Origin of the sequence: Nocardia sp. NPDC047038, from assembly GCF_040644075.1 — a bacterium.
Taxonomy (GTDB): Bacteria; Actinomycetota; Actinomycetes; order Mycobacteriales; family Mycobacteriaceae; genus Nocardia; species Nocardia sichangensis.
On record NZ_JBEYVQ010000005.1, the window covers coordinates 131,914 to 154,608 of the forward strand.

The window sequence follows — 22,695 nt, forward strand, 5'->3', positions numbered from 1 at the left end:
GTCAAGCGAACCTCGGGGCGCTCGTCCACTTCTCCCCCGCGAGCACCACGTGGTCGAGGAAGCGGAGGCCGACGGTGCGGGCCGCTTCGATGAGCAGGGTGGTGGTGTGGCGATCGTCGGAGCTGGGGGTCGGATCACCGGAGGGGTGATTGTGCACGATGGCGAAGGCGCGGCCGTCGTGCCGCAGGACGGTGTTCAGGACTTCCCGGACGGGGACGGACACCTGGTCGACAGCGCCTTCGGCGACGAAGACCTTCTGACGGAGGCGGTTCTGCGCGTCGCAGACCAGCACGAGCAGACGCTCGACCCGGCAGCCGGCGAAGAGCGGGAGGGCGGCGGCGGCCACGTCGGCGGGACTGGTGAGCCGGACCGACGTGTCCGGCCTGCCGCGTGCTCGAGCGCCGAGGTGGAAGGCGGCGATGATCGCCGTGGCCTTCGCCACGCCGATGCCCGCCCGGCGCGACAACTCCTCCGGACGCGCCGACGCCAACCCGGCGAGCCCGCCGTGCTCGACCAGCAGCTCCACCGCCAGGTCCAGCGCGCTCGCACCGCGCCTGCCGTGCCGCAGCAACAATGCGAGCAACTCCGCGTCGCTCAGTGCTTGCGGTCCGAGTGCCAGCAACCGCTCGCGCGGCCGCTGCGTAACCGGCACGTCGATTAGAGAGACCGCCATGACTCCCACCCCTCGGTCACGCCAACAGTGCCCCGAATTCTGCCAGGGACCACCGACAGTCCGCAGTCCGGCCAGCACTGGAACCGGACCGCACTCGCCTCGCCGGTTTCCTCGGCGGACCGACCCGCCGGCTCAGCAGCAGGACGTCGACCCGTGCCGAGGCACGTCCGCCCCGCGTCTTCCCGCCGGCCGTACGAACAACTCGGCAGCAGGACGCCGCACCCATATGCTGGCTGGTGTGCGGTTCGGTAGCCGAGTCGGTCGCGAGCTGGGGAGCTGATGGGCGATGTGGTACCTGAAGGCGCAATGGCACCACGATTTCGAGGACGAGCCGGTCGAGTTGCTCAGCGAGATCGGCGACGATGGTTTCGAGGTGCGCAAAGTCGAGGTGTTCCGCGACGGGCACCGCGACTGGGCCGATTCGGGCCGTGGCACCGGCACGACCGAACTCGGGCAGATCCCGGTTCCGACGCCGGACGAACTGAGTGCGCAAACCGAGTTCACCGCGCTTCGAATCGACGCCGAGGAGTTCGACGAGGTCTGGCAGCGTGCTCTCGAGGAGCGGCGGCCCACTTCTCCCAGATGACCGGTTCCAGAAGGCCTAGCGGTCCACCACCGCGACGTCCGGTAGCCCGACGAACATCTTCGCGGCGAGCCGCTGCAGATTGTGCAGCTGGCGCTCGTGCACGACGATCCGGCGCAAGGCCTCGTTGACGGTGGCGTCACTGGTCGACGTGCCCATGATGGCGGCGGCCGCGGCGAGCAGGTCCTGGTCGAGATCGATCCGCACGGATTTCATGCGCCCTCCTTCATACTTTCGCCATCTTGCGGCATAACGCCCGTTCATGTCCGGCAAATCGAGAACTCGGCCTTGCGCAAATACCCTACGGGGGTATAGTTCCAGTCATGGAACACAGGCACCACCCGTCGGCCGAACACGTCTCGCACGCCGCACCCGCCGGACAACACAGCGCGCACCACGGCCCCGCTACCTGGCGGATGGCGGCGATGGCGACCCTGCACTGCCTCACCGGCTGCGCCATCGGCGAAATCCTCGGTATGGTGATCGGCACCGCGCTGGGCTGGAACAACACCTCGACGATGGTGCTGGCCATCGTGCTGGCGTTCGTGTTCGGCTATGCGTTGACCATGCGCGGCGTGCTGCGCGCGGGCCTCCCGTTGGCGGCCGCCGTCGGCACCGCGCTTGCCGCCGACACGGTGTCCATCACGGTGATGGAGATCGTGGACAACGCCGTGATCCTCGCCGTTCCCGGCGCGATGGACGCCCACCTGGACACGGTGCTGTTCTGGACCACCCTCGCCTTCGCCTTGGCGGTGGCCTTCGTGCTGACCACGCCGGTCAACAAGTGGATGATCGGACGCGGTAAAGGCCACGCGGTGGTGCATTCGTTGCACGGCGCGCACTGATCAGCACGCCGTCCGATCCCGGCCTCCGGTTGTCAGGATGGCCCCGGGAAAGCCCGTTCAGCTAGGCAGATTGCTCAGCTGAACGGGCTTTTGTTGTCGGCGGGTGCCTGCGGTGCTTGCATCGAGTCATGTTCAGCGAGGCGCAGTTGTACTCGCCGGTGACCCGCACCGGCGACGGCGACGTGACCGTGCACCTGAGCGATGAGCACCCCGGTGTGCACGATCCGGAATATCGGGCCCGGCGCAATGCCATCGCCGCGCTGGCACTGGACCATGCACCGGGAAAGCCGACACCCCACATCGCCTACACCGACGAGGAGCAGCAGGTGTGGCGGATCGTGTCGGCCGAACTCGCGCGCAAACATCGCACCTACGCCAGCGCGGAGGTGCTGACGGCCGCCGAAGCGCTGTCGTTGCCCACCGATCACATCCCGCAATTGGACGAGGTGTCCGCGGCGCTCGCCCCGCTGACCGGATTCCGGTACGCACCGGCCGCCGGACTGGTGCCGCTGCGACAGTTCTTCGGCTCCTTCGCCGATCGGATCTTCCACTCCACGCAGTACATCCGGCATCATTCCGCACCGTTGTACACCCCGGAGCCGGATGCCATCCACGAGATCATCGGGCATGCCACCCAGATCGCCAGCCCGCGCTTCGCCGCGATCTACGCGACCGTCGGCGCGGCGGTGGCGCGCCTGAGCACCGATCGCGCGTTGAAATTCCTTGCCGACGTCTTCTGGTTCTCGATGGAATTCGGCGTCGTCCGGGAGCGCGGCGAGATTCGGTGCTACGGTGCGGGCCTGCTGTCGTCCTACGGCGAGATCGAGGAGTTCCGGCACGCCGAACTACGCCCGCTCGACATCGCCCGGATGGGTACCGCGACCTACGACATCACCCACTATCAGCCGACTCTCTACTGCGCGGACTCGATCGCCGAGATCGAGGACGTGATCGGCGGCTTCTTCGCGACCATGGACGACGACACGCCCGACCGTTTGCGGCAAGCCAGTCCGGCAGGCGCGTGATAGTACGGCCGGGGAACTTTCAGGACTCGCGCTTCGGCGCGAGCGGCATGCCCGCATCCAGGAAATCCAATGTGCGGGTGATGTTCTCGACGTTCAACGGCGTCATCGTCGCCATGCCGAGAGCCGCGCCCGCCATCGCGCCCGCCGCCACTCGCACCTCGAAATCGTCGGCGGCCCGGCCGAGATGATCGGCCAGCAGGCTCGCGATGAGGTCGATGCTGCGGATGATCTCCAGGCCGATGGCCGAGCGCAGCTCCGGCACGTGATAGAGCAGCGCCTGCCGCTCCTGCTCGAACGCCAGCTCGGCGGCGGCCAGATTGCCGAAGACCTCCAGCACCGCGTTACGAAATGCCGCCATCGGCCCGATGTCGCGCGGCTGACGCCGCAACGCCTCGATCATCGCCGGATCGAGGTCGTCGGCGAGCACCAGCTGTTCCTTGGTCGGGAAGTAGCGGAAGAAGGTGCTCGGCGAGACATCGGCGGCCGCGGCGATCTGCTCGATCGTCGTCTCGTTGTAGCCCTGCTCGCGGAACAGCCGGAAGGCCTCGAGGCGAATCGTCCGGCGGGTCCGTTCCTTCTTCCGCTCGCGCAGACCCTGCGCCGTCCCGCTCGCGGGTAGCTCAACCGACATGGATCGATTCTGCCGCACCCGGCTCCGGCGCCCGTGCGGGTTGCCGTGTGCGCACCAAGGTCGCCGTGAGCACCGCCGCCAGCACGCACAGCGCGGCGCAGGTCCACAGCATCGCGCCCATGCCGCCGAGGAAGGCCACCTGCACCTGGTGCAGCATCGACGGATCGCCCAGCTTGCCCGCCGTGGCGACGCCCGCGTTCACGCCGTCGGAGATCGGTTCGCGGTTCAGCTCGCCCAGTTCCGACCGGTACCGAGTGGACAGCACGGTGCCGAGCACCGCGACGCCGATGGTGCCGCCCGCCTGGCGCAGCGCCTGCAACAGCGCGGAGCCTGACCCGGAGCGCTCGGCATCCAGATCACCCATCGCCATGCCCATGGCCGCGGGCATCACCAGCCCCATACCGCCGCCGAGCAGCGTCAACCACAGGGCGGCGAAGCCGTAACCGCTGTCCACGGTGGTCAACGCCCCCAGTGCCAGGGAGCCGGCCAGCAGCGCGAATCCGGCGGCCACCACCACGCGCACGCCCAGTTTCGGCAGCGCTTTGTCGACCAGCCTGCTGCCGACCAGCAAACCGGCGATCAACGGAAGCAATCGCAGGCCGCTGCCGAGCGCGTCCACGCCGAGCACCGCTTGGAAGTACTGCGGAACGGTGAAGAACATGCCGAACATGGCGAAGTTCACCACGATCGAGAAGGCGGTCCCCCAGCGGAACCCGTCGGCGGCGAAGAGCCCGAGATCGACCAGCGGATGCGTGGTCCTGCGCTGCCAGAGCAGGAACGCGCCGAGCAGCAGCACACCGGCCGCGATGATCGCCCAGGCCGGGCCGTCGCCCCAGCCTTTCTCGCCGATTCGGATGAAGCCGTAGGTGAGCCCGAGCATGCCCGCGGCGGACAGCGCGACGCCGGGCAGATCGATCCGGAAGCGCTGCGCGCTGCGCGATTCGGGCACCAACGCGGCGACGGCGCACGCACCGATCACGACCATCGGCACGTTGATCAGGAACACCGAACCCCACCAGAAATTCCGCAGCAACCAACCTCCCACGATCGGGCCCAGCGGTAGGCCGATCGCGGTGGAGGTGATCCAGATGGTGAGCGCCCGCTGGAGTTCGGCCGGTTGGGGGAACATCGCGGGCAGCACCGACATCGACAGCGGCATCATCGCCGCGGCCGCGATGCCGAGCACGACGCGCGCCGCGACGAGTTCGCCGGGCGAGGTGGCCATGGCGCACGCGATGGACGCCACGCCGAACAGCACCAGCGCGGCGAGCAGGAACTTCTTGCGGCCGTAGCGATCGCCGAGCGCGCCCGCAGGCAGCATCACGGCGGCCAGCGCCAGCGTGTAGGCGCTGCTGAACCATTGCAGCGCGGCGGTATTCGCGTTCAGGTCGACGGCGAGCGTGGGCAGCGCCACGGTCAGCACGGTGACATCGAGCCCGATCGTCAGCATCGCCACGGCCAGCGCGCCGAGGGCGAGCCAGCGACGGGACGAGTCGTTCTTCATGACGCCTCCAGAAATGGTAGCTACATCTTTTTGATAGTAGCTCTCACTTAGTAGATACTGTCAATACCGTCGCGGGGATGGACTGCCCGATCACCGGACCGCTCGCTAGGCTCATCGGCGATGAAGATCACTCGCCGTGCCTTGCTCTGCTCAGGCGCCGTCCTCGCCGTCGCCGTGATCGGAGCGACGGCCACGCCGTCCCTCGCAGCGCCGAGCACCACCACGCCGTTCACCACCCCGAACACCGACGGGTGCCCGCAGAAGACATCGCCGCCCGCACCGATCGACACCTCCGAGGTGCCCGCGCCCGGACAGCCGACCCCCACGCCGCTGCCGATCCCTTCCCCGCCGATCGGGGGAACCCGCCTCGGCGAGTGCGGAGTCGTACTTCCCAAAGCCGCGCCGCCCGCTCCCCAGGACATTTCGGCGACGGCCTGGCTGGTAGCGGATCTGGATACCGGAGAGGTGCTGGCCGCGAAGGACCCGCACGGTCGCTACCGGCCCGCGAGCACGATCAAGGTGCTGCTGGCCACCCTGGCGCTGCGCACGCTGAATCTGGACAAGGTGGTCGTCGGCACGCAGGCCGACGCCGACGCCGACGGCACCCGGGTCGGCATCGGCCCCGGCGGCCGTTACACCAACCGACAGCTCATGCAGGCGTTGATCATGGCTTCGGGCAACGACGCGGCGCATGCCATCGCGGCGCAGCTCGGCGGCGACGCCGCGACCGTCGCGAAGATGAACGACCTGGCGAAGTCGTTGCGCGCCATGGATACTCGCACGGCCACTCCATCCGGGCTGGACGGCCCCGGCATGAGCACCTCGGCCTACGACCTCGCCGTGCTGTTCCGCGAGGCCATGACGGTCCCGCTGTTCGCCGAGCTGATCCATACCGAGCAGGTCGACTTCCCCGGCTACCCCGCCGACCCTGCCGTTCCGGGCGACACCGACCGCCCCGGCTACCCGATCGGCAACGACAACCAGCTGCTCTACAACTACGACGGCGCCCTCGGCGGCAAGACCGGCTTCACCGATGACGCGCGCCAGACCTTCGTCGCCGCCGCCCAGCGGGGCGGCCGCAGGCTCGCCGTCACTCTCCTCAAGGCCGACGTGCAGCCGGTGCGCCCATGGGAGCAGGCGGCCCGCCTGCTCGACTACGGATTCGCGCTGCCCCGCGGCGCCTCGATCGGCAATCTGCCCGGCGCGGTGGTACCCCAGCGCGACCAGAGCGGAGCCACCCTCGCCGCGCCGCCCACATCGGGAAACGACCCGGCGATGTCCTCGTCGCCGGGCAGCGACCCGTCCGCCATGCCACACACCGGAGATCGCCGCACCGGCGCGCGCACCGTACTGATCATCGGCGGTGTCCTCGTGATCGCCGCGCTCGTCCTAGGGGCACGGCGGGCCACCCGGCGACGCTGAATCGATCACCGCCGGTCCGACCTGCGTAATCCGGAAAGAGTCAGGGCGGCAAGCGCGCCCGCGCCGAAGAAGGCGGCGCCCACCCCCATCGAGACGTCACGCGCGCCGACCCGCGGCGCGATCACGGCCGGCCCGGGGGCGGGAATCTCGGCTTCCGGCTCGTTCTCCGCGGCGGTGGCGGCCCAGGCCGTGGCGAACAGGACGATGCGGTAGGTGACGTAACTGAACACCATCAGACCGATGATCGAGCCGAAGGTGGCGCCCGCCGGGCTGCTGAGCACCGATTGCAGGTAGATCGAGGCGACGATCTTGAACACCTCGAAGACCAGCGCGGCCAGACCGGCCGCCTTGGCGGCACTGGCCAGCGTCACCGGTTCCCGGGGCAACCGCGCGATGACCCAGGCGAACACCGCCCAGGAGGCGAGGAAGCCGAGCGCGATCGACAACAGCGACAACAGCAGGTCCGCGCCCGGCAAATCGCCGAGGCCCAGATTGTCCAGCAGTTGACTGCCGAGCGAACTCGACGCCAAGGCGGACAAGCCCAGCGAGACCGTGAACGCGAGGCCGAGACCGACCAGCGCACCCAGATCGGAGAGCTTGGTCATCAGCCAGTTGCCGTCCGGAGACTTCTGGTCCCATTGCTCGGTGAGCGCAGCGCGCAGGTTGGCCATCCAGCCGAGGCCGCTGTAGACGCCGGTGATCAGGCCCAGCGCGCCGACCGTGCGCCGGGAGTCGACCGCCTGCTCGATCAAATCGTTCAGCTGGGTGCCGAACGAGCCGGGAATGTTCTCGACGATCTTGGCCTGCAACTCCCCGAGCAGGTCCGGATTGCTGGACAAGATCACGCCCGCGACCGCGAAAGCGATCATGAGCAGCGGAAACAACGACAGCACAGTGAAATACGTGATGCCCGCCGCGTAGTAGTCGCCCCGCTGCCGCTGATAGCGCCCCGCCGCGCGAACCAGATGGTCCAGCCACGGCTGCGCCTGGATCCGTCGTTGGATCCCGGCTTTGACGTTGTCGATCACCTGCACCATTCGCCCCTTCGACCGAGAGACCTCACACCGGTGGTACCCGGTCGGGCGCGCGACAACCGTCCAGGCGGCGGCCGCCTAGCGACTCAGCAAGCCCACCCGGTCGTAGACCTGCGCGAGGGTGTTGCCCGCGATCTCTCGCGCACGCTCGGCGCCGGCCGCGAGTACGCGGTCGAGTTCACCCTGATCCGACATGTACTCTTGCACCTTGGCCTGCAACGGCGTGACAAATTCGACCAGCGCGTCGGCCACGTCGGCTTTCAGCTCGCCGTAACCCTTACCCTCGAAATCCTTTTCCAAGGTGACGATCGGCGCACCGGTCAGCGAACTCAGGATCACCAACAGGTTGCTGACGCCCGGCTTGAGTTCCGGGTCGTAGCGGATCTCGCGTTCGGTGTCGGTGACCGCGGATTTCACCTTCTTCGCGGTGACCTTCGGGTCGTCGAGCAGGTTGATCAGACCCGCGTCGGTGGAGGCCGACTTGCTCATCTTCGCGGTCGGGTCCTGCAGGTCGTAGATCTTCGCCGTGCCCTTGACGATGTGCGCCTCCGGCACCACGAACGTCTTCTTGAACCGAGAGTTGAAGCGCTGGGCCAGGTTACGGGTCAGTTCCAAGTGTTGACGCTGGTCCTCGCCGACGGGCACCTGATGGGCGCGATAGAGCAGGATGTCCGCGGCCATCAGTATCGGGTAGGTGAACAGGCCTGCGGTCGCGTTCTCCGCGCCCTGCTTCACCGACTTGTCCTTGAACTGGGTCATCCGGCTGGCCTCGCCGAAACCGGTGAGACAGCTGAGCACCCAGGTCAGCTCCGCGTGCTCGGGTACCTGGCTCTGCACGAACAGGGTCGACTTCTTGGGGTCGATGCCCAGCGCGAGCAACTGGGCGGCGGCGGCGTTGGTGCGGAGCTTCAGTTCCTTGGGGTCCTGCGGCACCGTGATCGCGTGCATGTTCGGGATGAAATACAGCGCGTCGTAGTCGTCCTGCATGGTCACCCAGTACTGCAGCGCGCCAAGGTAGTTCCCTAGATGGAACGAGGAGCTGGTCGGCTGGATCCCGGACAGAACCCGCTGTTTGCGTTCGGCGGCCGGGCTGGGCGCAGGACTCGACATACTCCGATTTTCGCATGCGGCTCAAGCCGAATTTCGCTGCACCCAGTTGCGCGGGTCGACCCCGGGCATGCTCGGCCGTCCGCCGCTGACCAGTTCGTGTTCCCGCTTGGACAGCATCTTGTAGACCGGCGCGCTCGGCCCGGCGAGCGTGCCACGCAGCACCGGGGGCACCAGCGGAACCGACACGTGCGCGGTGCGGACCGCTCGGGACAGTCCCTGGTAGGCGACCTCCTCCGCCACACCCCAGCGCATCCCGTACATCCGGCGGATGCGTGTCGGCAGGCTGCCCTGCACCAGCAGGTAGAACGCGGAGGTGACCTGCTGCAACGGCACACCCTGCGAGTAGGGGACGCGCTGTCCGGCCAGGTAGGAGCCGACCAGCCGCGCCTCTTCGGTGAGGAACAGTTCGCCGGAGGCGAGGTAGCCGTCGAAGAAGGCACGGAACTCCGGATAACTGGCGGGCGCCGCGTCCGCGGGCATGCCGAACAGCTCGCCCCAGCGCACGTAGTCCTGGTAGAGCCCTTCGCGCTCACCGCCGGTCATGGTGCGCACCAGCAGGTCGTACATCACCTCGGCCGAGTCGAACGTGAAGGCCATGGTCATGAACATGAGGTGCGGGTCGAGCGCGGAGTATCCCGTCCCCGCCGGGTGCTGGTCACCGGCGTCCTCCGGCAGCGTCCCACGCACCTTGACGTGCCGTTTCCTGGTGAACGCCAGCGCGCGGTCGGCCTCGGCTCTGCTCCCGAGGAACACCGCCTCGAACAGGCGGCCGGTCAGCGCGAGCCGGGTGTAGGGGGTCATGCGGTGCTCGGTGTTCTCCGCCGTGCCGACAAAGAGCAGCGGGTGCACCGCCCCGATCACCAGCGCGCGCAAGCCGTAGGTCAGTCCCACCGCCCGCCTGCTCATCACCCGCCGGACCATCGAGTGGTCACTGAAATAGCCGGGCTCGGACATCGCCGCCTCCTCATCGAGCACATCTGGCAATAGCATCCACCAGAACCCACCTTTCTGGCAATACTCCATGCCAGAATGTTGCGCGCGGGCCGATCGGGCGACAACCACGGTGTTCAGCGGACCTGTAAGAATCGAAGGGTGACGGCGCAGCGGACTTACGGGGGCATCTCCGCCGAGGAGCGCCGGGCGCAGCGGCGTGCGGCGTTGCTGGAGGCCGCGCTGGAGATCATCGGCACGGAGGGGCTGGCGAAACTGACCGTGTCGGGGTTGTGCGCGCGGGCGGGTCTCAACGAGCGGTACTACTACGAGAACTTCGACAGCCGCGACGCCGTGCTCACCGCCCTGATCGACGGGATCGCCGCGGAACTGGCGGCGGCCATCCTCGCGGCCGTGCGCACCGCCGCGCCGGACACGCGCGCCACCGCGCACGCCGCGATCACCGCGGGCGTGCACCTGCTCACCGATGACCCACGCAAGGCGAAAGCCGCCCTGATCGCGGGCATGGCGACGCCGGAACTGCGCGCCCGCACCACCGAGACGGTGCGAACGTTCGCGCGGATGGTGGCCACCGAGGGCACGGACTTCTACCGGATCCCGGATTCCGGCCCGGCCGCGGTGGTCGAGTTCCGGGCCCTCTATCTGGTCGGGGGGCTGGTGCAGACGCTGACCGCCTGGCTCCAAGGCGACCTGGATCTCACGCGCGACGAATTGATCGAGCAGACAGTCGACGTGTTCGTCCTGCTCGGCGAGGACATGGCCGGCAAACTGCGGTAACAGCCCTGGTCACAGCCGCAGGGACACGTCCTCCAGATCGGGCGCTTCGCCTTGCAGGACGACCCGGAAGAGCACGTCCCGCCGCGACCAGTAGGCCGCGCAATCGCGCATGGCCTCGGCGAACCAGTCACGCTCGACGGGCTCGTCGGCGAGCAATCCGGCCGAGTCGCGCACCACGGCAACGTATCCGGCCCCTTCGCCGAGGAAATCGTCCAGATCACGCAGGCACTCGTCGAACGCGTCCTTGTTCTCCCCGAAGTAGTACGGAAACTGGAACGCGGCGGCGAACTCGTCGAACAGGCGCGCGGTGGTGGTCATCTTCGCGCCGCGCAGTTCACGCACCAGGTAGCCCGAAGGCGCTTTGTCCCGCACCCCGCTGAAGTCGGCGGCGTCCACCGCGAGCGTGCCGAACGTGACACGCGGCGGGGTGAGTGCGGCGCCGGGCGGCGCGTCGTCGGCGTCGGAGCGGGCAAGGAACTGCGACAGCGTGACGGTCTTTGTCATCAGCGCATCCTCGTGAAGGTCTTGTAGTGATCGCCGGTGTACCAGGCCGAACCGTCGCTACCGGTGACGATGCGTTCGGCGTCGCGGGATCGGCCGGACTGCTTGGGATTGACGTCCCATTCCTGATAGATGATCGGCTTACCGGAGCCATCGGCGGCGGGCAAGTCCCCGCCGCGGTTCTGCCATCGCTCGCCCCCTTTGGTGCCGGGGGCGTTCGCCGAGCCCGGCCACCGGCCTGCGTCGATCTCCCGCAGCGTGGCGTACGCGCGCTCCGGGACACCGGACGCCTGAGTGACCGGCGACGCGCTGTCCGCACCGCGCGGCGCGGCGGCGGTCGGGGTGGCCGCGCTCGTCGCGACGGTGGTCGCGCGACTCGCCGGGGTAGATGTGGTGGTAGCGCCACCGTCGTACAGCGCGAGCACCGCGGCGAGCACCACCAGGGCCACCGCCACCAGCAGGCCGACACCGCGCTTGATCAGTCGCGCCCGGTTCATCGGTACTGCACCGTGACGGGCGCGTGGTCCGACCAGCGTTGATCATAGGTAGCGGCGCGCTCGACCACCGCGTCCTTGGCTCGGGTGGCCAGCTCCCCTCGGGCGAGGTGATAGTCGATGCGCCAGCCGCTGTCGTTGTCGAACGCGCGGCCCCGGTAGGACCACCAGCTGTACGGACCGTCGACCTCGGGATGCAGGTGGCGCACCACGTCGACGTACCCCGCGGCCAGCAGCTCATCGATCCACGCCCGCTCCTGCGGCAGGAACCCGGCCGACTTCAGATTGCCCTTCCAGTTCTTCAGGTCGCGCTCGGTGTGGGCGATGTTCCAGTCCCCGGCGACCACGAAATCACCGGTTCGCGCGGCGAGGTAGGCGCCGAGTTCGGCCATGAAGCGATACTTCTCGTCTTGACGCACCGTGCCCGCGTCACCGGAGTGCACGTAGACGCTGGCCACGGTGACATCGTCGAAATCGGCCTCGAGATAGCGGCCCGCCGCCGCGAACTCACTGCTGCCGAAGCCGGCTCGCACGGCGCTGGGCGCCCGCCGGGACAGGATGCCGACACCGGCGCGGCCCTTGGACTCCGGTTCGGCGTGCGACAGCTGCCATCCCGCGTCCAGCGCGGGCGCCAGCGCGGCCCGGACCTGCTCGTCGGTGGCGCGAGTCTCCTGCACGCAGACGATGTCCGCCTCGGTGGCCGCGAGCCAGGCGAGCAGCCCCTTGCCCGCGGCCGCGCGGACACCGTTCACGTTCACTGTCGAGATATACGGCACACCACGACCGTACAATGCTGGTCAGATGAAGTCCCTTGGACACTGCCGTCCAGGAAGGGGTGATGACGATGTCGTCCGACACCTCCCAGTCCTCCTCCGCCCCCGCGCGCGGATCCACCCGGGCGAAACAGCCCCAGCCGATCAAGGCATTGCACGTGGGATCCGGCGATCCCCTGCTGTTGCTGCACGGATTCATGATGTCGCCGCACTGCTGGGAGCAGACGGCGGCGCGGCTGTCGACGCACTGCGAGGTGTTCGCGCCCGCGTTCGCGGGCCACTGGGGCGGCGCGCCGACCGGAGGCCCGTCGGTGGACGTGGGTTCGCTGGCCGACCGGATCTGCGAGCAGCTCGATGAACTGGGTTGGCGGACTTGCCATATCGCGGGCAACTCGCTCGGCGGACTGGTCGGCGTCGAACTCGCCCGCCGCGGACGTGCCCGCACTCTGACGCTGATCGCGCCCGCGGGCGGCTGGCACGCGCCCTCGCTGACCCAATGGCGGGTCAACCTGAAATTCCTCTCCCTGATACCGCTCGTCGAAATCGGCAAGCGCATGGGCGGATTCGTGATCGGCAACCCACTCGCCCAGCGGGTCGCATTGCTCGCGTTGAGCAAACAGGCCTCCGCGGTGTCCCGGCGCGACGCCGCGGCCGCGCTCGCCGCAGCGCTGCATTGCCCGGCGATGGTGCCGATGATTCTCGGCGCGATGCGGGCGCCGACACAGGACGACCTGTCCACCCTGCGGACGCCGGTCCGGCTGCTGCTGTCGGAGTACGACCGGGTCATCCCCAACCGCGTCTACGCACGGCGCTACCTGAAGGAACTGCCCGAATCCGCCGACCGCATCCTGGTCAACGGCGTCGGCCACGTGCCGATGCTGGAAGCGCCCGACCGCATCGCCACCCTCATCGCCGAACACGTCTACGCCAGCCGCACCCGGCTTCGGGCTGTGTAGTTCGGCCGCGACTTCGTCGCGGCGTGTTCGCGGCCCTTTTATGGCTCGCGTCCGAGCGACCACCGCTGGCGACTACGTCGCGGACGCGGCGGCCGCTCGGACGCGAGCCGGACCGCGAACGGCGCATGCTCGGTCTCGCTTCGCTCGAAAGACGTAGTTTTCGTGCGCTGGGCGCGTCGGGGTTCGAGCTCCAGGCTTAGAGCACGTGGCTTGGGGCGCTGATGAGAAACTATTGCGCGAGCAGCCCTTTCGCGATGTGGGTCACCTGGATCTCGTTGCTGCCCGCGTAGATCATCAGTGACTTGGCGTCGCGGGCGAGTTGCTCCACGCGGTACTCGGTCATGTAGCCGTTGCCGCCGAACAGCTGCACCGCTTCCATGGCCACCTCGGTGGCGGCCTCGGAGGCGTACAGCTTCATCGCGGAGGCCTCGGCCAGGGTCGGGGGTTTGCCCGCCCGTCCCCGCTCCAGCGTGTTGAACACCATGTTCTGCACGTTGATCCGCGCGATCTCCATCTTCGCCAGTTTCAGCTGGACCAGCTGGAACCGTCCGATCTCCTGGCCCCAGAGCTTGCGGTTCTTGGCGTACTCCACGCACAGCCGATGACACTCGTTGATGATGCCCAGCGCCATGAAGGCCACGCCGACGCGCTCGGCGGTGAAGCTGGATCGGGCGCTGTCCCTGCCGTCGCCGCCCTTGTGTTCTTCGGTTTCGCCGAGCAGGCGGTCCCGGCCGAGGCGCACGTTGTCGAAGAACAGCTCGCCGGTCGGTGAGGAGTGCAGGCCCATCTTCTTGAACGGCTTGCCCTGGGTGAGGCCGGGCATGCCCTTGTCCAGCACGAAGGCGAGCACCTTGCGGTCGCGCTTGTCGCCGCCCGCGCCGTCGTCGAGCTTCGCGTAGACGATCATCACGTCGGCGAAGGGGCCGTTGGTGATGAACGTCTTCTGGCCGTTGAGCAGGTAATCCTCGCCGTCGCGCTTGACGTAGGTCTTCATGCCGCCGAACGCGTCGGAACCGGAGTCCGGTTCGGTGATCGCCCAGGACGCGACCTTCCGCATGGTGACGATGTCCTCCAGCCAGCGCTGCTTCTGCGCCAGCGTGCCCCGCGACATGATCGTGGTCGCGCCGAGACCGATGCTCACGCCCATCGCCGAGACCAGACCCATGCACACTCCGGACAGCTCGCCGATGAGCACCGCCATCAGCGATTCCTGCCCGGCGAACGGGCTCGAGCCGGATGACTTAGGCTTCCGTTCCGCTTCGGCGGGAGCGCTCTCCCGCGCCGCCTGCCTGGCCAGCATCTTCTGCACGGCCTCCCCGCCCATCACATCGATCCCGAACTCGCGGAACAACTTCCGGATCACGGGGTACGGCGGCAGTGCACCGCTGTCGAGCGCGTCCAGATTCGGGCGGATCTCCTTGTCGATGAACGCCCGGACGGCATCGCGGATCATGACATCGGTCTCGGACCATTCGAACATCGTCGTTCTCCTCACATTCCCCGAGGTCAGGGCAGCCGGGCGGCGATGTCGTCGATCAGCCAGGGCCCCTCGGTCTCGATGGTCTTCACATCGTGCCAACCGGCCAGCTCGGAGATCGCGCCGCCCTGCACCGCGAACACCTTGCCGGTGATCGGGCAGTCTTCGGCGGCCAGGTAGGCGACCAGCGGCGCGATATTGGCCGGGGCGAAGGCGTCGAACCCGCCGTCGGACTCCTCCGCTTCGGCCGCCAGCATCTCGCCCATGCCGGGTGTGGCCAGGGTGAGCCGGGTGCGCGCGATCGGCGCGATCGCGTTGACCCGCACGCCGTAGCGCGCCAGTTCGTCGGCGGCCACCAGGGTCAGCGCGGCGATCCCGGCCTTGGCCGCGCCGTAATTGGCCTGTCCCGGGTTGGGCAAGGTGGTGCCCGACGCCGATGCCGTGTTGATCACGGCCGCGTTCGGCTGATTGCCCGCCTTGGACTGCTGCTTCCAATATGCGGCGGCATGGTGCAGCACCGCGGCGTGGCCTTTGAGGTGCACGGCGATCACCGCGTCCCATTGCGACTCGTCCATGCCCGCGATAAACGCGTCACGCAGGATGCCCGCGTTGTTGACGACGACGTCCAGGCCGCCGAACTCTCTGACCGCTTGCTCGACCAGTTTCTGCGCACCGTCCCAGGTGGCGACGTCGTCGGTGTTGGCCACCGCCTTCCCGCCCGCGGCGACGATCTCGCGCACCACCTCCTGGGCGGGACCGGCATCGGTCCCCTCGCCCGCGTTGCTGCCGCCGAGATCGTTGACGACCACGGCGGCGCCCTCCTTCGCGAACAGCAACGCGTGCTCGCGGCCGATGCCGCGACCCGCGCCGGTGATGACGGCGACCCGCCCGGCCAGTACGCCCATGTGTTGTCTCCTGTAGTCGTGCCCGAAGGGAAGCGGCGGACATCGTGCCGCCGCGCGATGGTCAGTCGGCGATCTCGGCCAGTCCGTCGCTGAGCACGACATCGTCGCCGCGCACGGTCTCGAAGGCGTAGCGGGTGACGCCGTCGGCGGAGCCCGCCTTCCAGATGCGGGTCTCCAGGTCGTCGCCGGGAAAGACCAGCTTGGCGAAGCGCACCGCGAAGCGCCTGAGCCGGTGCACATCCGACTCCGCGACTTCGGTCAGCACCGCCCAGGACGCGAACGCCATGGTGCACAGCCCGTGCGCGATGATGCCGGGCAGTCCGGCGTCCTTGGCGACCTGCTCGTCCAGGTGCAGCGGCACGGGATCGCCGGACGCCGGTGCGTAGCGGAAGGTTTGGTCGTGGTCCACGTGCTGCGCCACGACGGCGACCGGGTCCTGCTCGCGCAGCCGTTCGTCGAACTTGTGCGCCGGAGCGGCCGCGCCGACCGTCTTGCCCGCATCGACGTTGCGGAAGAAAGCGGTGAGGTACTGGTCGTTGACCGGTTCTCCCGCCTCGGTACGGCATTCGATGCGAATGGTGATGGCCGTGCCGTTGGGGCGGCTGGCGTAGCCGATCGCCTTGGCGCGCGACACCAGCCGGTCGCCGGGGCGGATCGCGCGGTGGAAGTGGAAGTCCTGCTCCCCGTGCACGACCCGGCCGAAGATGTCCATCGGCGCGACGTCGATGACGGGCATCATCATGGCCTCGAAGACCGGGACGATGGCGAAGACCGGTCCGGCCACCGTACCGGCCAGGTGCGCCGCGATCGGATCGTTCGTCGCGGCGGCGTACTCCGCGACCCGCTCGGCGGTGACCGCGAACCGGTCCTCGTCGGACCACGTCTCCAAGCCGCTGTCGTCGAACTCGACTGTGCGGGCGCTTGTTTCGGCGCTCATGCCGCATCCTTTCCGGCACGAGCGTGGCCCTGCGTGGTCACGCTCCGCTGCCGCCTCCGGGCCTGACCGCTCATGCCGCCGAGGCCAACGTGTCGAGTTGGTCGAGCGAACGGTCGAGCTGTTTGATGCCGTCCTTCTCCACCGCTTTGCCGAGCGCGCCCTTGATCAACGCGCCCTCGAAGTCACCCGACACAAGGATGGTGCTGCCCTCGCCGTTGGGCCGGATGTCGAAGGTGAACTCGGTCCGCACGCCGGCCATGCCGGTGCCGCCGAGTGTCAGCTTGTTCGGCGCGTCCACCGCGACGATGGTCCATTCCAGTTTGTTCGCCATGCCGAGCATCACGATCTTGGCGACCAGCTTGGCGCCCGCGCTGAGCACGGCGGGCGGCTCCTCCATGAAGCGTTCGTGGATGGTGAACCACTTGTCCCAGGTCTGCGGATCGGAGACGACCGCCCACAGGGCTTCGGGGGCGGCGTTGACGTCCTTGGTGGCTTCGATATGTCCCATGTGTCGCACACTCCTCGTCGAGTTGGTCGGCGGTCAGCGGTCGGCGCGCCGGTAGGCGGTGACGACGGCCGCGCCGCCGAGGCCGATGTTGTGTTGCAGGGCGGCGGTGACGCCGTCCACCTGCCGCTTGTCCGCCGCTCCGCGCAGCTGCCAGGTCAACTCGGAGCACTGCGCGAGACCGGTCGCGCCGAGCGGATGCCCTTTGGAGATCAACCCGCCGGAGGGATTGACCACCCATTTGCCTCCGTAGGTGGTCTTGCCGTCGTCGATCAGCTGCCCCGCCTCGCCCGCGTCGCACAGGCCGAGCGCCTCGTAGAGCAGCAGTTCGTTGGCCGAGAAGCAGTCGTGCAACTCGATGACCTGGAAGTCCTCCGGGCCCAGCCCGGACTGCTGATAGACCTTCCTCGCGGCATGCACGTTCATGTCGTAGCCGATCAGGTTCTTGGCGGTGTCGTCGAAAGTCGAGGCGAAGTCGGTGGTCATCGCCTGGCCGACGATCTCCACCGCTTGCCCGGCGAGATCGTGGGCGTCGACGAAGTCCTCGCTCGCGAGGATCACCGCGCCGGACCCGTCGGAAGTCGGCGAGCACTGCAGTTTGGTCAGCGGGTCGTAGATCATCCGTGAGGCGAGGATGTCTTCGAGGGTGTATTCGTCCTGGAACTGCGAATACGGGTTGTGCACCGAGTGCTTGTGGTTCTTGTGGCCGATCTTGGCGAAGTGCTCGGCGGTGGTGCCGTACTGCTTCATGTGCTCGCGCCCGGCCGCGCCGAACATCCACGGCGCCACGGGGAACAGCACCTCGGAGATCTCGGCCAGCGCCATCACGTGCTTGGCCATCGGCTGCTCGCGATCGTCCCAGGTGGACCCGAGCGAACCGGGTTGCATCTTCTCGAAGCCCAGCGCCAGCGTGCATTCGGCCAGCCCGCCCCGGATCGCCTGGGCCGCGAGATACAGCGCCGTCGAACCGGTGGAGCAATTGTTGTTCACGTTGACCACCGGGATGCCGGTCATGCCGAGTTCGTAGACGGCGCGCTGGCCCGAGGTGGATTCGCCGTACACATAGCCGACGTAGGCCTGTTCCACCAGGTCGTAGGTGATGCCCGCGTCCGCGAGCGCCTTGGTGCCCGATTCCCTGGCCATGTCCGGGTAGTCCCAGGCGCGAGTAGTGCCGTCGGCTTGCTCGACCAGGCGGCGGCCCGGCTTCTCGAACTTCGTCATGCCGACACCGACGACGTAGACCTTGTTCGCCATCGAACTCCTCAGATTGTGCGTACGCCGCGAGCGGCTGAACGAATGAAAACAAACATACAAGGTTGTATGTAAATGAACAAGATGTCCGCGCGGAAGCAGGACCACAACCCTTGGTAACCAGCGGATTGCATCTCACTTGCTACGTACAGTGAGACATGCATGTTTTCTTCAACGCCGCCTCCGGAGGCGCGCTCGGCCGCAGTCCGCCCCGGCAGCCTCGATATCGCCCATTTCCCCACCGAAACGGCGGAACATACAGCACTGTATGTAAGTGTAGGATCGGACGGTGGCCAGGAGCGTAGTCGTGAAGCAGCAGCGCCGGACGCAGGAACAGCGCAGCACCGAGATGCGCACCCGGCTGCTGGACGCGACGGTGGACTGTCTGGTCGAGTACGGATACTCGGGCACCACGACGCCGCGGGTGGCCGAGCGCGCCGGGGTGACCCGTGGGGCGCAGGTTCATCACTTCGGCTCGAAGACCGATCTGGTGGTGGCCGCGATCAGCCACCTGGCGCAACTGCGCGCCGAGACCGCCATGCGGGAGATGTCGCGGGTCGAAACCGGCGACGATCCGGTGGCCGCGGCGCTGGAGTTCCTGTGGGACCTGCACCAGGGTCCGCTGTTCATCGCGACCGTCGAACTGTGGGTGGCGGGGCGGACCGACCCGGTGCTGGCCGCGGCGATGGAGAAGGTCGAGCCGTTCGTCAACAACGCCGTCTTGCTTGCGGTCGCCCGCTTCGTGCCGGACGACGTGCGCCGCAAGGAAGCGCGCGACTTCATCTACACGGCCATGGACGCGCTGCGCGGAATCCTGATCTCGAATTTCATCGACCCGGATGACGAGCGCGCCCGCCGCCGGTGGCGACGCGCCTCGGCGCACCTGCACGACATCGCGGGCCGCGCCCTGGCCGCCCGCCCCGCCGGATAGTCCGCGCCCGACCCGGCGAGTCCGAAAGCCGCCGACAACCTCGGGGCCCGCTTCGACATCGCTACCGCGTCGCTCGCTGCGGGCGTGATCTCCGCGCGGTCCAAGCGGTCACTGTGAACAACGCGACGCCGATCGCCGCGAGGGCCGCCCCGACCACGGCCGGAGCCGTGTAACCGAGACCCGCGGCGATGACCAAGCCGCCGAGCCAGGCGCCCGCGGCGTTGGCGATGTTCAAGGCGGCGTGGTTGAGGGCGGCGGCGAGGGTCTGGGCGTCGGCCGCGACGTCCATCAGACGGGTTTGCAGTGCCGGCGCCAAGGCAGCTCCGGACGCGCCGACCAGCAACGCGCTGAAGGCCGCGGTGTACGGGTTGTGCGCGGCGGCGACGAAGCCACCGAGGATGACGGTCATCGCGACCATCGACACCAGGATGGCGCGGTCCACGCCGCGATCGGCGAGCACGCCGCCGACGATGTTCCCGATCACCATGCCCACGCCGAACAGCATCAACACCAAGGGAACCGCGCCGGCCCGCAGACCCGCCACGTCGGTGAGTGTTGTCGCGATGTAGGTGTAGACGGCGAACATGCCGCCGAACCCGACGGCGCCGACCAGCAGCGTCAGCAGTACCTGCGGGCGACGCAGCGCGCCGAGTTCGGTCATGGGGTTGGTCACCGTGATGCCGGTGAGTTCCGGCACGAAGCGCAGCAGCGCCGCCACGGTGGTCACTCCGATGAGCGCGACGACCACGAACGCATCGCGCCAGCCGAGATGCTGGCCGAGCCATGTAGCGGCGGGAACGCCGACAACATTGGCGGCGCTCAATCCCAGCATAACCGCGGCAACCGCCTTTGCCCGCTGCCCTACCGGGGCGAGAGTGGCGGCGGCCAACGAGGCGACACCGAAGTAGGCACCATGTGGCAAACCTGAGACGAATCGCGCGAGAACCAGCGTCTCGAACGAGGGCGCCAGGACGGTCGCCGCATTTCCCAGGGTGAACGCCACCATGAGCGCGACGAGCAGGCGCTTGCGCGGCATCCGCGCGCACAGCGCCGCGATCAGTGGCGCGCCGATCACCACACCGAGCGCGTAGGCCGATACCGCGTGCCCCGCGGTCGGCTCGGAGACCCGCATGGCCGACGCGATGTCCGGCAGCAAACCCATGGTGACGAATTCGGTGGTCCCGATCCCGAATCCGCCGAGGGCCAGGGCGAGCATCGCGGGCACGTGCCAATCGGTTCGTCCGGGCGGCGCGGAGGTGCTGGTGGTCAGGGCGCTGGTCACGTGTTCATGTAACCGGCCTCGGCCTGCGATCGCTTCCCCAGCGAACGTGAGTTCGCCCACGTGCCGCCGACGAACTACGCAGTTGAACAGGAGCATTCGCCCAATACGGACGGACGACCGTAGTCGGCCCGCCACCTTCGAGCATCGTCGCGGTGCCAGCTATCGGCTCGGGCCATGCCCGCGCCGGAAGATTGCCGCGCCCCGGCGATGCGCATCCGCCGATCGGTCCTGCTGTGCCGGATTGGGAACGAAGACCGTGGCGGAGTCCGGGCGGTCTCGCCGAACGCGCGCGGGAGCAGTCGCTTCCGACCGGGCAGGACGCGCGTTCACCGCTGCCTGAAGGTGCGCCGATACTCGGCGGGCGACACGCCGACCACACCCGAAAAGTGGCGGCGCAGGTTGGTCGCGGTGCCCAGGCCGGACCTCCGGCTGATCCGCTCGATGCCGTAATCGGTCTATTCCAGCAGGGATTGGGCATGGGCGAGGCGCTGGCCGAGCAGCCACTGCATCGGCGTCGCGCCCACCGACCGTCGCAGTCGGCGGTGGAAGGTGCGCTCACTCATATTCGCCTTGGCCGCCAGGCTTTCCACCGTGAGCGGTTCGTCGAGGTGGCCGATGGCCCCGACGCCCCCAGCGAATCGGTCGAGAAACAGTCCGGGCACCCGTTCCACCGAGGGTGGGGCGGGTGCCCGATGTTCAGCCCGGCGCTGGGTGACCACCCAGCGCCGGAGTCGGCCGAGCGACGCGGCTCGGCCCCGGGATCAGCGCAGCGCGCGAGCCAGGTTGGCGTCCAGCGCGCCGAGGAACTCCTCGGTGCTCAGATAGCCCTGGTCACCGCCGACGAGCAGCGCGAGATCCTTGGTCATCTGGCCGCCCTCGACGGTCTTGATGACGACGTCCTCCAAGGTCTGCGCGAAGCCGATGACCTCGGGGGTGTTGTCCAGCTTGCCGCGATGCTCGAGCCCGCGGGTCCAGGCGAAGATGGACGCGATCGGGTTGGTCGAGGTCGGCTTGCCCTGCTGGTGCTGGCGGTAGTGCCGGGTGACGGTGCCGTGGGCGGCCTCGGCCTCACAGGTGCGGCCGTCCGGGGTCAGCAGCACCGAGGTCATCAGGCCGAGCGAGCCGAAGCCCTGCGCCACCGTGTCGGACTGCACGTCGCCGTCGTAGTTCTTGCACGCCCAGACGTAGCCGCCCTCCCACTTCATCGAGGAGGCGACCATGTCGTCGATCAGCCGGTGCTCGTAGGTCAGGCCCGCGGCGTCGAACTGGCTCTTGAACTCGGCGTCGAAGATGTCCTGGAACGTGTCCTTGAACATGCCGTCATAGGCCTTGAGGATGGTGTTCTTCGTCGACATGTACACCGGGTAGTTCTGCTGCAGGCCGTAGTTGAACGACGCCCGCGCGAAGTCCTCGATGGACTTGCGGAAGTTGTACATGCCCAGGACGACACCGCCCTCCTCGGGCATCTTCACGACCTCGTGCACGATCGGCTCGCTGCCGTCGTCCGGGGTGAAGGTCACGGTGACGGTACCGCCCTGGAACACCTTGAAGTCGGTGGCGCGGTACTGATCGCCGAAGGCGTGACGGCCGATGATGATCGGCTTGGTCCAGCCCGGCACCAGCCGCGGAACGTTCGAGATGATGATCGGTGCCCGGAAGATGGTGCCACCCAGGATGTTGCGGATGGTGCCGTTGGGCGACCGCCACATCTTCTTGAGGCCGAATTCCTTGACTCGCGCCTCGTCCGGGGTGATAGTGGCGCACTTCACACCGACGCCGTGCTTCTTTATGGCTTCGGCGGCGTCGACGGTGACCTGATCATCGGTCTTGTCGCGGTATTCGATGCCGAGGTCGTAGTACTCGAGGTTCACGTCGAGATAGGGGTGGATCAGCTTGTCCTTGATGAACTGCCAGATGATCCGGGTCATCTCGTCGCCGTCGAGTTCTACGACGGTGCCTTCAACCTTGATCTTGGACATGGATCTTCGTGTCCTCCTAGGATGGTGCCCTCATTGCACGGCCAGGCGAACACGCTTGTGAGCGGACCCCAGCTGTTCCAACAGACAACGTATATGTCCCGCGTTGTCGGCGGGACATGTGGTGCAAACAAGACAAGCGTACTGCTGCC

At 68.0% G+C, this 22,695-nt stretch carries 25 protein-coding genes; 7 read left to right on the top strand and 18 right to left on the bottom strand.

Going from position 1 to position 22,695, the window contains the following annotated elements; translation table 11 throughout:
* Window position 1: 1 nt before the first annotated feature.
* Window positions 2-673, bottom strand: a complete 672-nt coding sequence (gene radC, locus ABZ824_RS19935) for a DNA repair protein RadC (RefSeq protein ID WP_356964673.1) — start codon at window positions 671-673, stop codon at window positions 2-4.
* Window positions 674-959: 286 nt separating this feature from the next.
* Between radC and ABZ824_RS19940 the strand changes: the two genes are divergently transcribed.
* Complete coding sequence (locus ABZ824_RS19940) at window positions 960-1,259, top strand: hypothetical protein (protein ID WP_356964674.1); 300 nt, start codon at window positions 960-962, stop codon at window positions 1,257-1,259.
* Between the two features lie 15 nt (window positions 1,260-1,274).
* Here the strand turns inward: ABZ824_RS19940 and ABZ824_RS19945 are convergent, their stop codons facing one another.
* Window positions 1,275-1,472, bottom strand: coding sequence for a type II toxin-antitoxin system VapB family antitoxin (locus ABZ824_RS19945; RefSeq protein ID WP_355079063.1), 198 nt, complete (start codon window positions 1,470-1,472; stop codon window positions 1,275-1,277).
* 107 nt (window positions 1,473-1,579) lie between these two features.
* Between ABZ824_RS19945 and ABZ824_RS19950 the strand changes: the two genes are divergently transcribed.
* A complete protein-coding gene (locus ABZ824_RS19950; protein ID WP_355079061.1) occupies window positions 1,580-2,101 on the top strand; it encodes a DUF4396 domain-containing protein in 522 nt (173 codons plus the stop codon).
* A 128-nt stretch (window positions 2,102-2,229) separates the two neighbouring features.
* Window positions 2,230-3,126 (top strand): phenylalanine 4-monooxygenase, encoded by an 897-nt coding sequence (locus ABZ824_RS19955; protein ID WP_355079059.1) that lies wholly within the window; start codon window positions 2,230-2,232, stop codon window positions 3,124-3,126.
* Between the two features lie 19 nt (window positions 3,127-3,145).
* Here the strand turns inward: ABZ824_RS19955 and ABZ824_RS19960 are convergent, their stop codons facing one another.
* Window positions 3,146-3,757 carry a TetR family transcriptional regulator gene (locus tag ABZ824_RS19960; RefSeq protein ID WP_355079057.1) on the bottom strand — a complete coding sequence of 204 codons (612 nt, stop codon included), beginning with the start codon at window positions 3,755-3,757 and terminating at the stop codon, window positions 3,146-3,148.
* On the bottom strand, window positions 3,747-5,261 hold the full coding sequence (locus ABZ824_RS19965; RefSeq protein WP_356964676.1) for an MFS transporter: 1,515 nt from the start codon (window positions 5,259-5,261) through the stop codon (window positions 3,747-3,749). The genes ABZ824_RS19960 and ABZ824_RS19965 overlap by 11 nt, the downstream gene beginning before the upstream one ends.
* 120 nt (window positions 5,262-5,381) lie before the next feature.
* Here ABZ824_RS19965 and ABZ824_RS19970 point away from each other — a divergent pair, with 120 nt between their 5' ends.
* The gene (locus tag ABZ824_RS19970; protein ID WP_356964678.1) at window positions 5,382-6,683 is read left to right on the top strand and encodes a D-alanyl-D-alanine carboxypeptidase family protein; all 1,302 of its coding nucleotides are present in this window, start codon (window positions 5,382-5,384) and stop codon (window positions 6,681-6,683) included.
* A gap of 5 nt (window positions 6,684-6,688) precedes the next feature.
* On the opposite strand, the gene yhjD is transcribed toward ABZ824_RS19970, so the two are convergent.
* The 3 genes from yhjD to ABZ824_RS19985 form a co-directional block, all read right to left on the bottom strand.
* Window positions 6,689-7,717, bottom strand: a complete 1,029-nt coding sequence (gene yhjD, locus ABZ824_RS19975; RefSeq protein WP_355079118.1) for an inner membrane protein YhjD — start codon at window positions 7,715-7,717, stop codon at window positions 6,689-6,691.
* Between the two features lie 78 nt (window positions 7,718-7,795).
* On the bottom strand, window positions 7,796-8,827 hold the full coding sequence (gene trpS, locus ABZ824_RS19980; protein WP_355079051.1) for a tryptophan--tRNA ligase: 1,032 nt from the start codon (window positions 8,825-8,827) through the stop codon (window positions 7,796-7,798).
* 21 nt (window positions 8,828-8,848) lie between these two features.
* Complete coding sequence (locus ABZ824_RS19985; protein ID WP_356964680.1) at window positions 8,849-9,817, bottom strand: oxygenase MpaB family protein; 969 nt, start codon at window positions 9,815-9,817, stop codon at window positions 8,849-8,851.
* Between the two features lie 102 nt (window positions 9,818-9,919).
* Between ABZ824_RS19985 and ABZ824_RS19990 the strand changes: the two genes are divergently transcribed.
* Window positions 9,920-10,555: a TetR/AcrR family transcriptional regulator gene (locus tag ABZ824_RS19990; RefSeq protein WP_355079047.1), complete on the top strand. Its 636-nt coding sequence runs from the start codon at window positions 9,920-9,922 to the stop codon at window positions 10,553-10,555.
* A 9-nt stretch (window positions 10,556-10,564) separates the two neighbouring features.
* On the opposite strand, the gene ABZ824_RS19995 is transcribed toward ABZ824_RS19990, so the two are convergent.
* The 3 genes from ABZ824_RS19995 to ABZ824_RS20005 are packed head-to-tail and all read right to left on the bottom strand — an operon-like array spanning window position 10,565 to window position 12,326.
* On the bottom strand, window positions 10,565-11,059 hold the full coding sequence (locus ABZ824_RS19995) for a barstar family protein (RefSeq protein ID WP_355079045.1): 495 nt from the start codon (window positions 11,057-11,059) through the stop codon (window positions 10,565-10,567).
* Entirely contained in the window at window positions 11,059-11,553 is a 495-nt protein-coding gene (locus ABZ824_RS20000) for a ribonuclease domain-containing protein (protein ID WP_356964681.1), read from the bottom strand. Before ABZ824_RS20000 ends, ABZ824_RS19995 begins: the two co-directional genes overlap by 1 nt.
* Window positions 11,550-12,326, bottom strand: a complete 777-nt coding sequence (locus ABZ824_RS20005) for an exodeoxyribonuclease III (protein WP_356964682.1) — start codon at window positions 12,324-12,326, stop codon at window positions 11,550-11,552. Before ABZ824_RS20005 ends, ABZ824_RS20000 begins: the two co-directional genes overlap by 4 nt.
* A 62-nt stretch (window positions 12,327-12,388) precedes the next feature.
* Here ABZ824_RS20005 and ABZ824_RS20010 point away from each other — a divergent pair, with 62 nt between their 5' ends.
* Entirely contained in the window at window positions 12,389-13,279 is an 891-nt protein-coding gene (locus ABZ824_RS20010; protein WP_356964683.1) for an alpha/beta hydrolase, read from the top strand.
* Between the two features lie 229 nt (window positions 13,280-13,508).
* On the opposite strand, the gene ABZ824_RS20015 is transcribed toward ABZ824_RS20010, so the two are convergent.
* From ABZ824_RS20015 to ABZ824_RS20035, 5 genes are all read right to left on the bottom strand, one after another.
* Window positions 13,509-14,759, bottom strand: coding sequence for an acyl-CoA dehydrogenase family protein (locus ABZ824_RS20015; RefSeq protein ID WP_356964685.1), 1,251 nt, complete (start codon window positions 14,757-14,759; stop codon window positions 13,509-13,511).
* A 26-nt stretch (window positions 14,760-14,785) separates the two neighbouring features.
* On the bottom strand, window positions 14,786-15,661 hold the full coding sequence (locus ABZ824_RS20020) for an SDR family oxidoreductase (protein ID WP_356964686.1): 876 nt from the start codon (window positions 15,659-15,661) through the stop codon (window positions 14,786-14,788).
* Window positions 15,662-15,722: 61 nt separating this feature from the next.
* Entirely contained in the window at window positions 15,723-16,598 is an 876-nt protein-coding gene (locus ABZ824_RS20025; protein ID WP_356964687.1) for a MaoC/PaaZ C-terminal domain-containing protein, read from the bottom strand.
* 70 nt (window positions 16,599-16,668) lie between these two features.
* Entirely contained in the window at window positions 16,669-17,106 is a 438-nt protein-coding gene (locus tag ABZ824_RS20030) for an SRPBCC family protein (RefSeq protein ID WP_356964688.1), read from the bottom strand.
* Between the two features lie 33 nt (window positions 17,107-17,139).
* Window positions 17,140-18,357 carry a lipid-transfer protein gene (locus ABZ824_RS20035; RefSeq protein WP_356964690.1) on the bottom strand — a complete coding sequence of 406 codons (1,218 nt, stop codon included), beginning with the start codon at window positions 18,355-18,357 and terminating at the stop codon, window positions 17,140-17,142.
* Window positions 18,358-18,703: 346 nt separating this feature from the next.
* Here ABZ824_RS20035 and ABZ824_RS20040 point away from each other — a divergent pair, with 346 nt between their 5' ends.
* Window positions 18,704-19,285: a helix-turn-helix domain-containing protein gene (locus tag ABZ824_RS20040; RefSeq protein ID WP_356964887.1), complete on the top strand. Its 582-nt coding sequence runs from the start codon at window positions 18,704-18,706 to the stop codon at window positions 19,283-19,285.
* A gap of 61 nt (window positions 19,286-19,346) precedes the next feature.
* Here the strand turns inward: ABZ824_RS20040 and ABZ824_RS20045 are convergent, their stop codons facing one another.
* From ABZ824_RS20045 to ABZ824_RS20055, 3 genes are all read right to left on the bottom strand, one after another.
* Entirely contained in the window at window positions 19,347-20,501 is a 1,155-nt protein-coding gene (locus ABZ824_RS20045) for an MFS transporter (protein WP_356964889.1), read from the bottom strand.
* A 521-nt stretch (window positions 20,502-21,022) separates the two neighbouring features.
* A complete protein-coding gene (locus tag ABZ824_RS20050; RefSeq protein WP_356964691.1) occupies window positions 21,023-21,229 on the bottom strand; it encodes a helix-turn-helix domain-containing protein in 207 nt (68 codons plus the stop codon).
* Window positions 21,230-21,328: 99 nt separating this feature from the next.
* Window positions 21,329-22,546, bottom strand: a complete 1,218-nt coding sequence (locus ABZ824_RS20055) for an NADP-dependent isocitrate dehydrogenase (protein ID WP_355079025.1) — start codon at window positions 22,544-22,546, stop codon at window positions 21,329-21,331.
* Window positions 22,547-22,695: the final 149 nt, after the last annotated feature.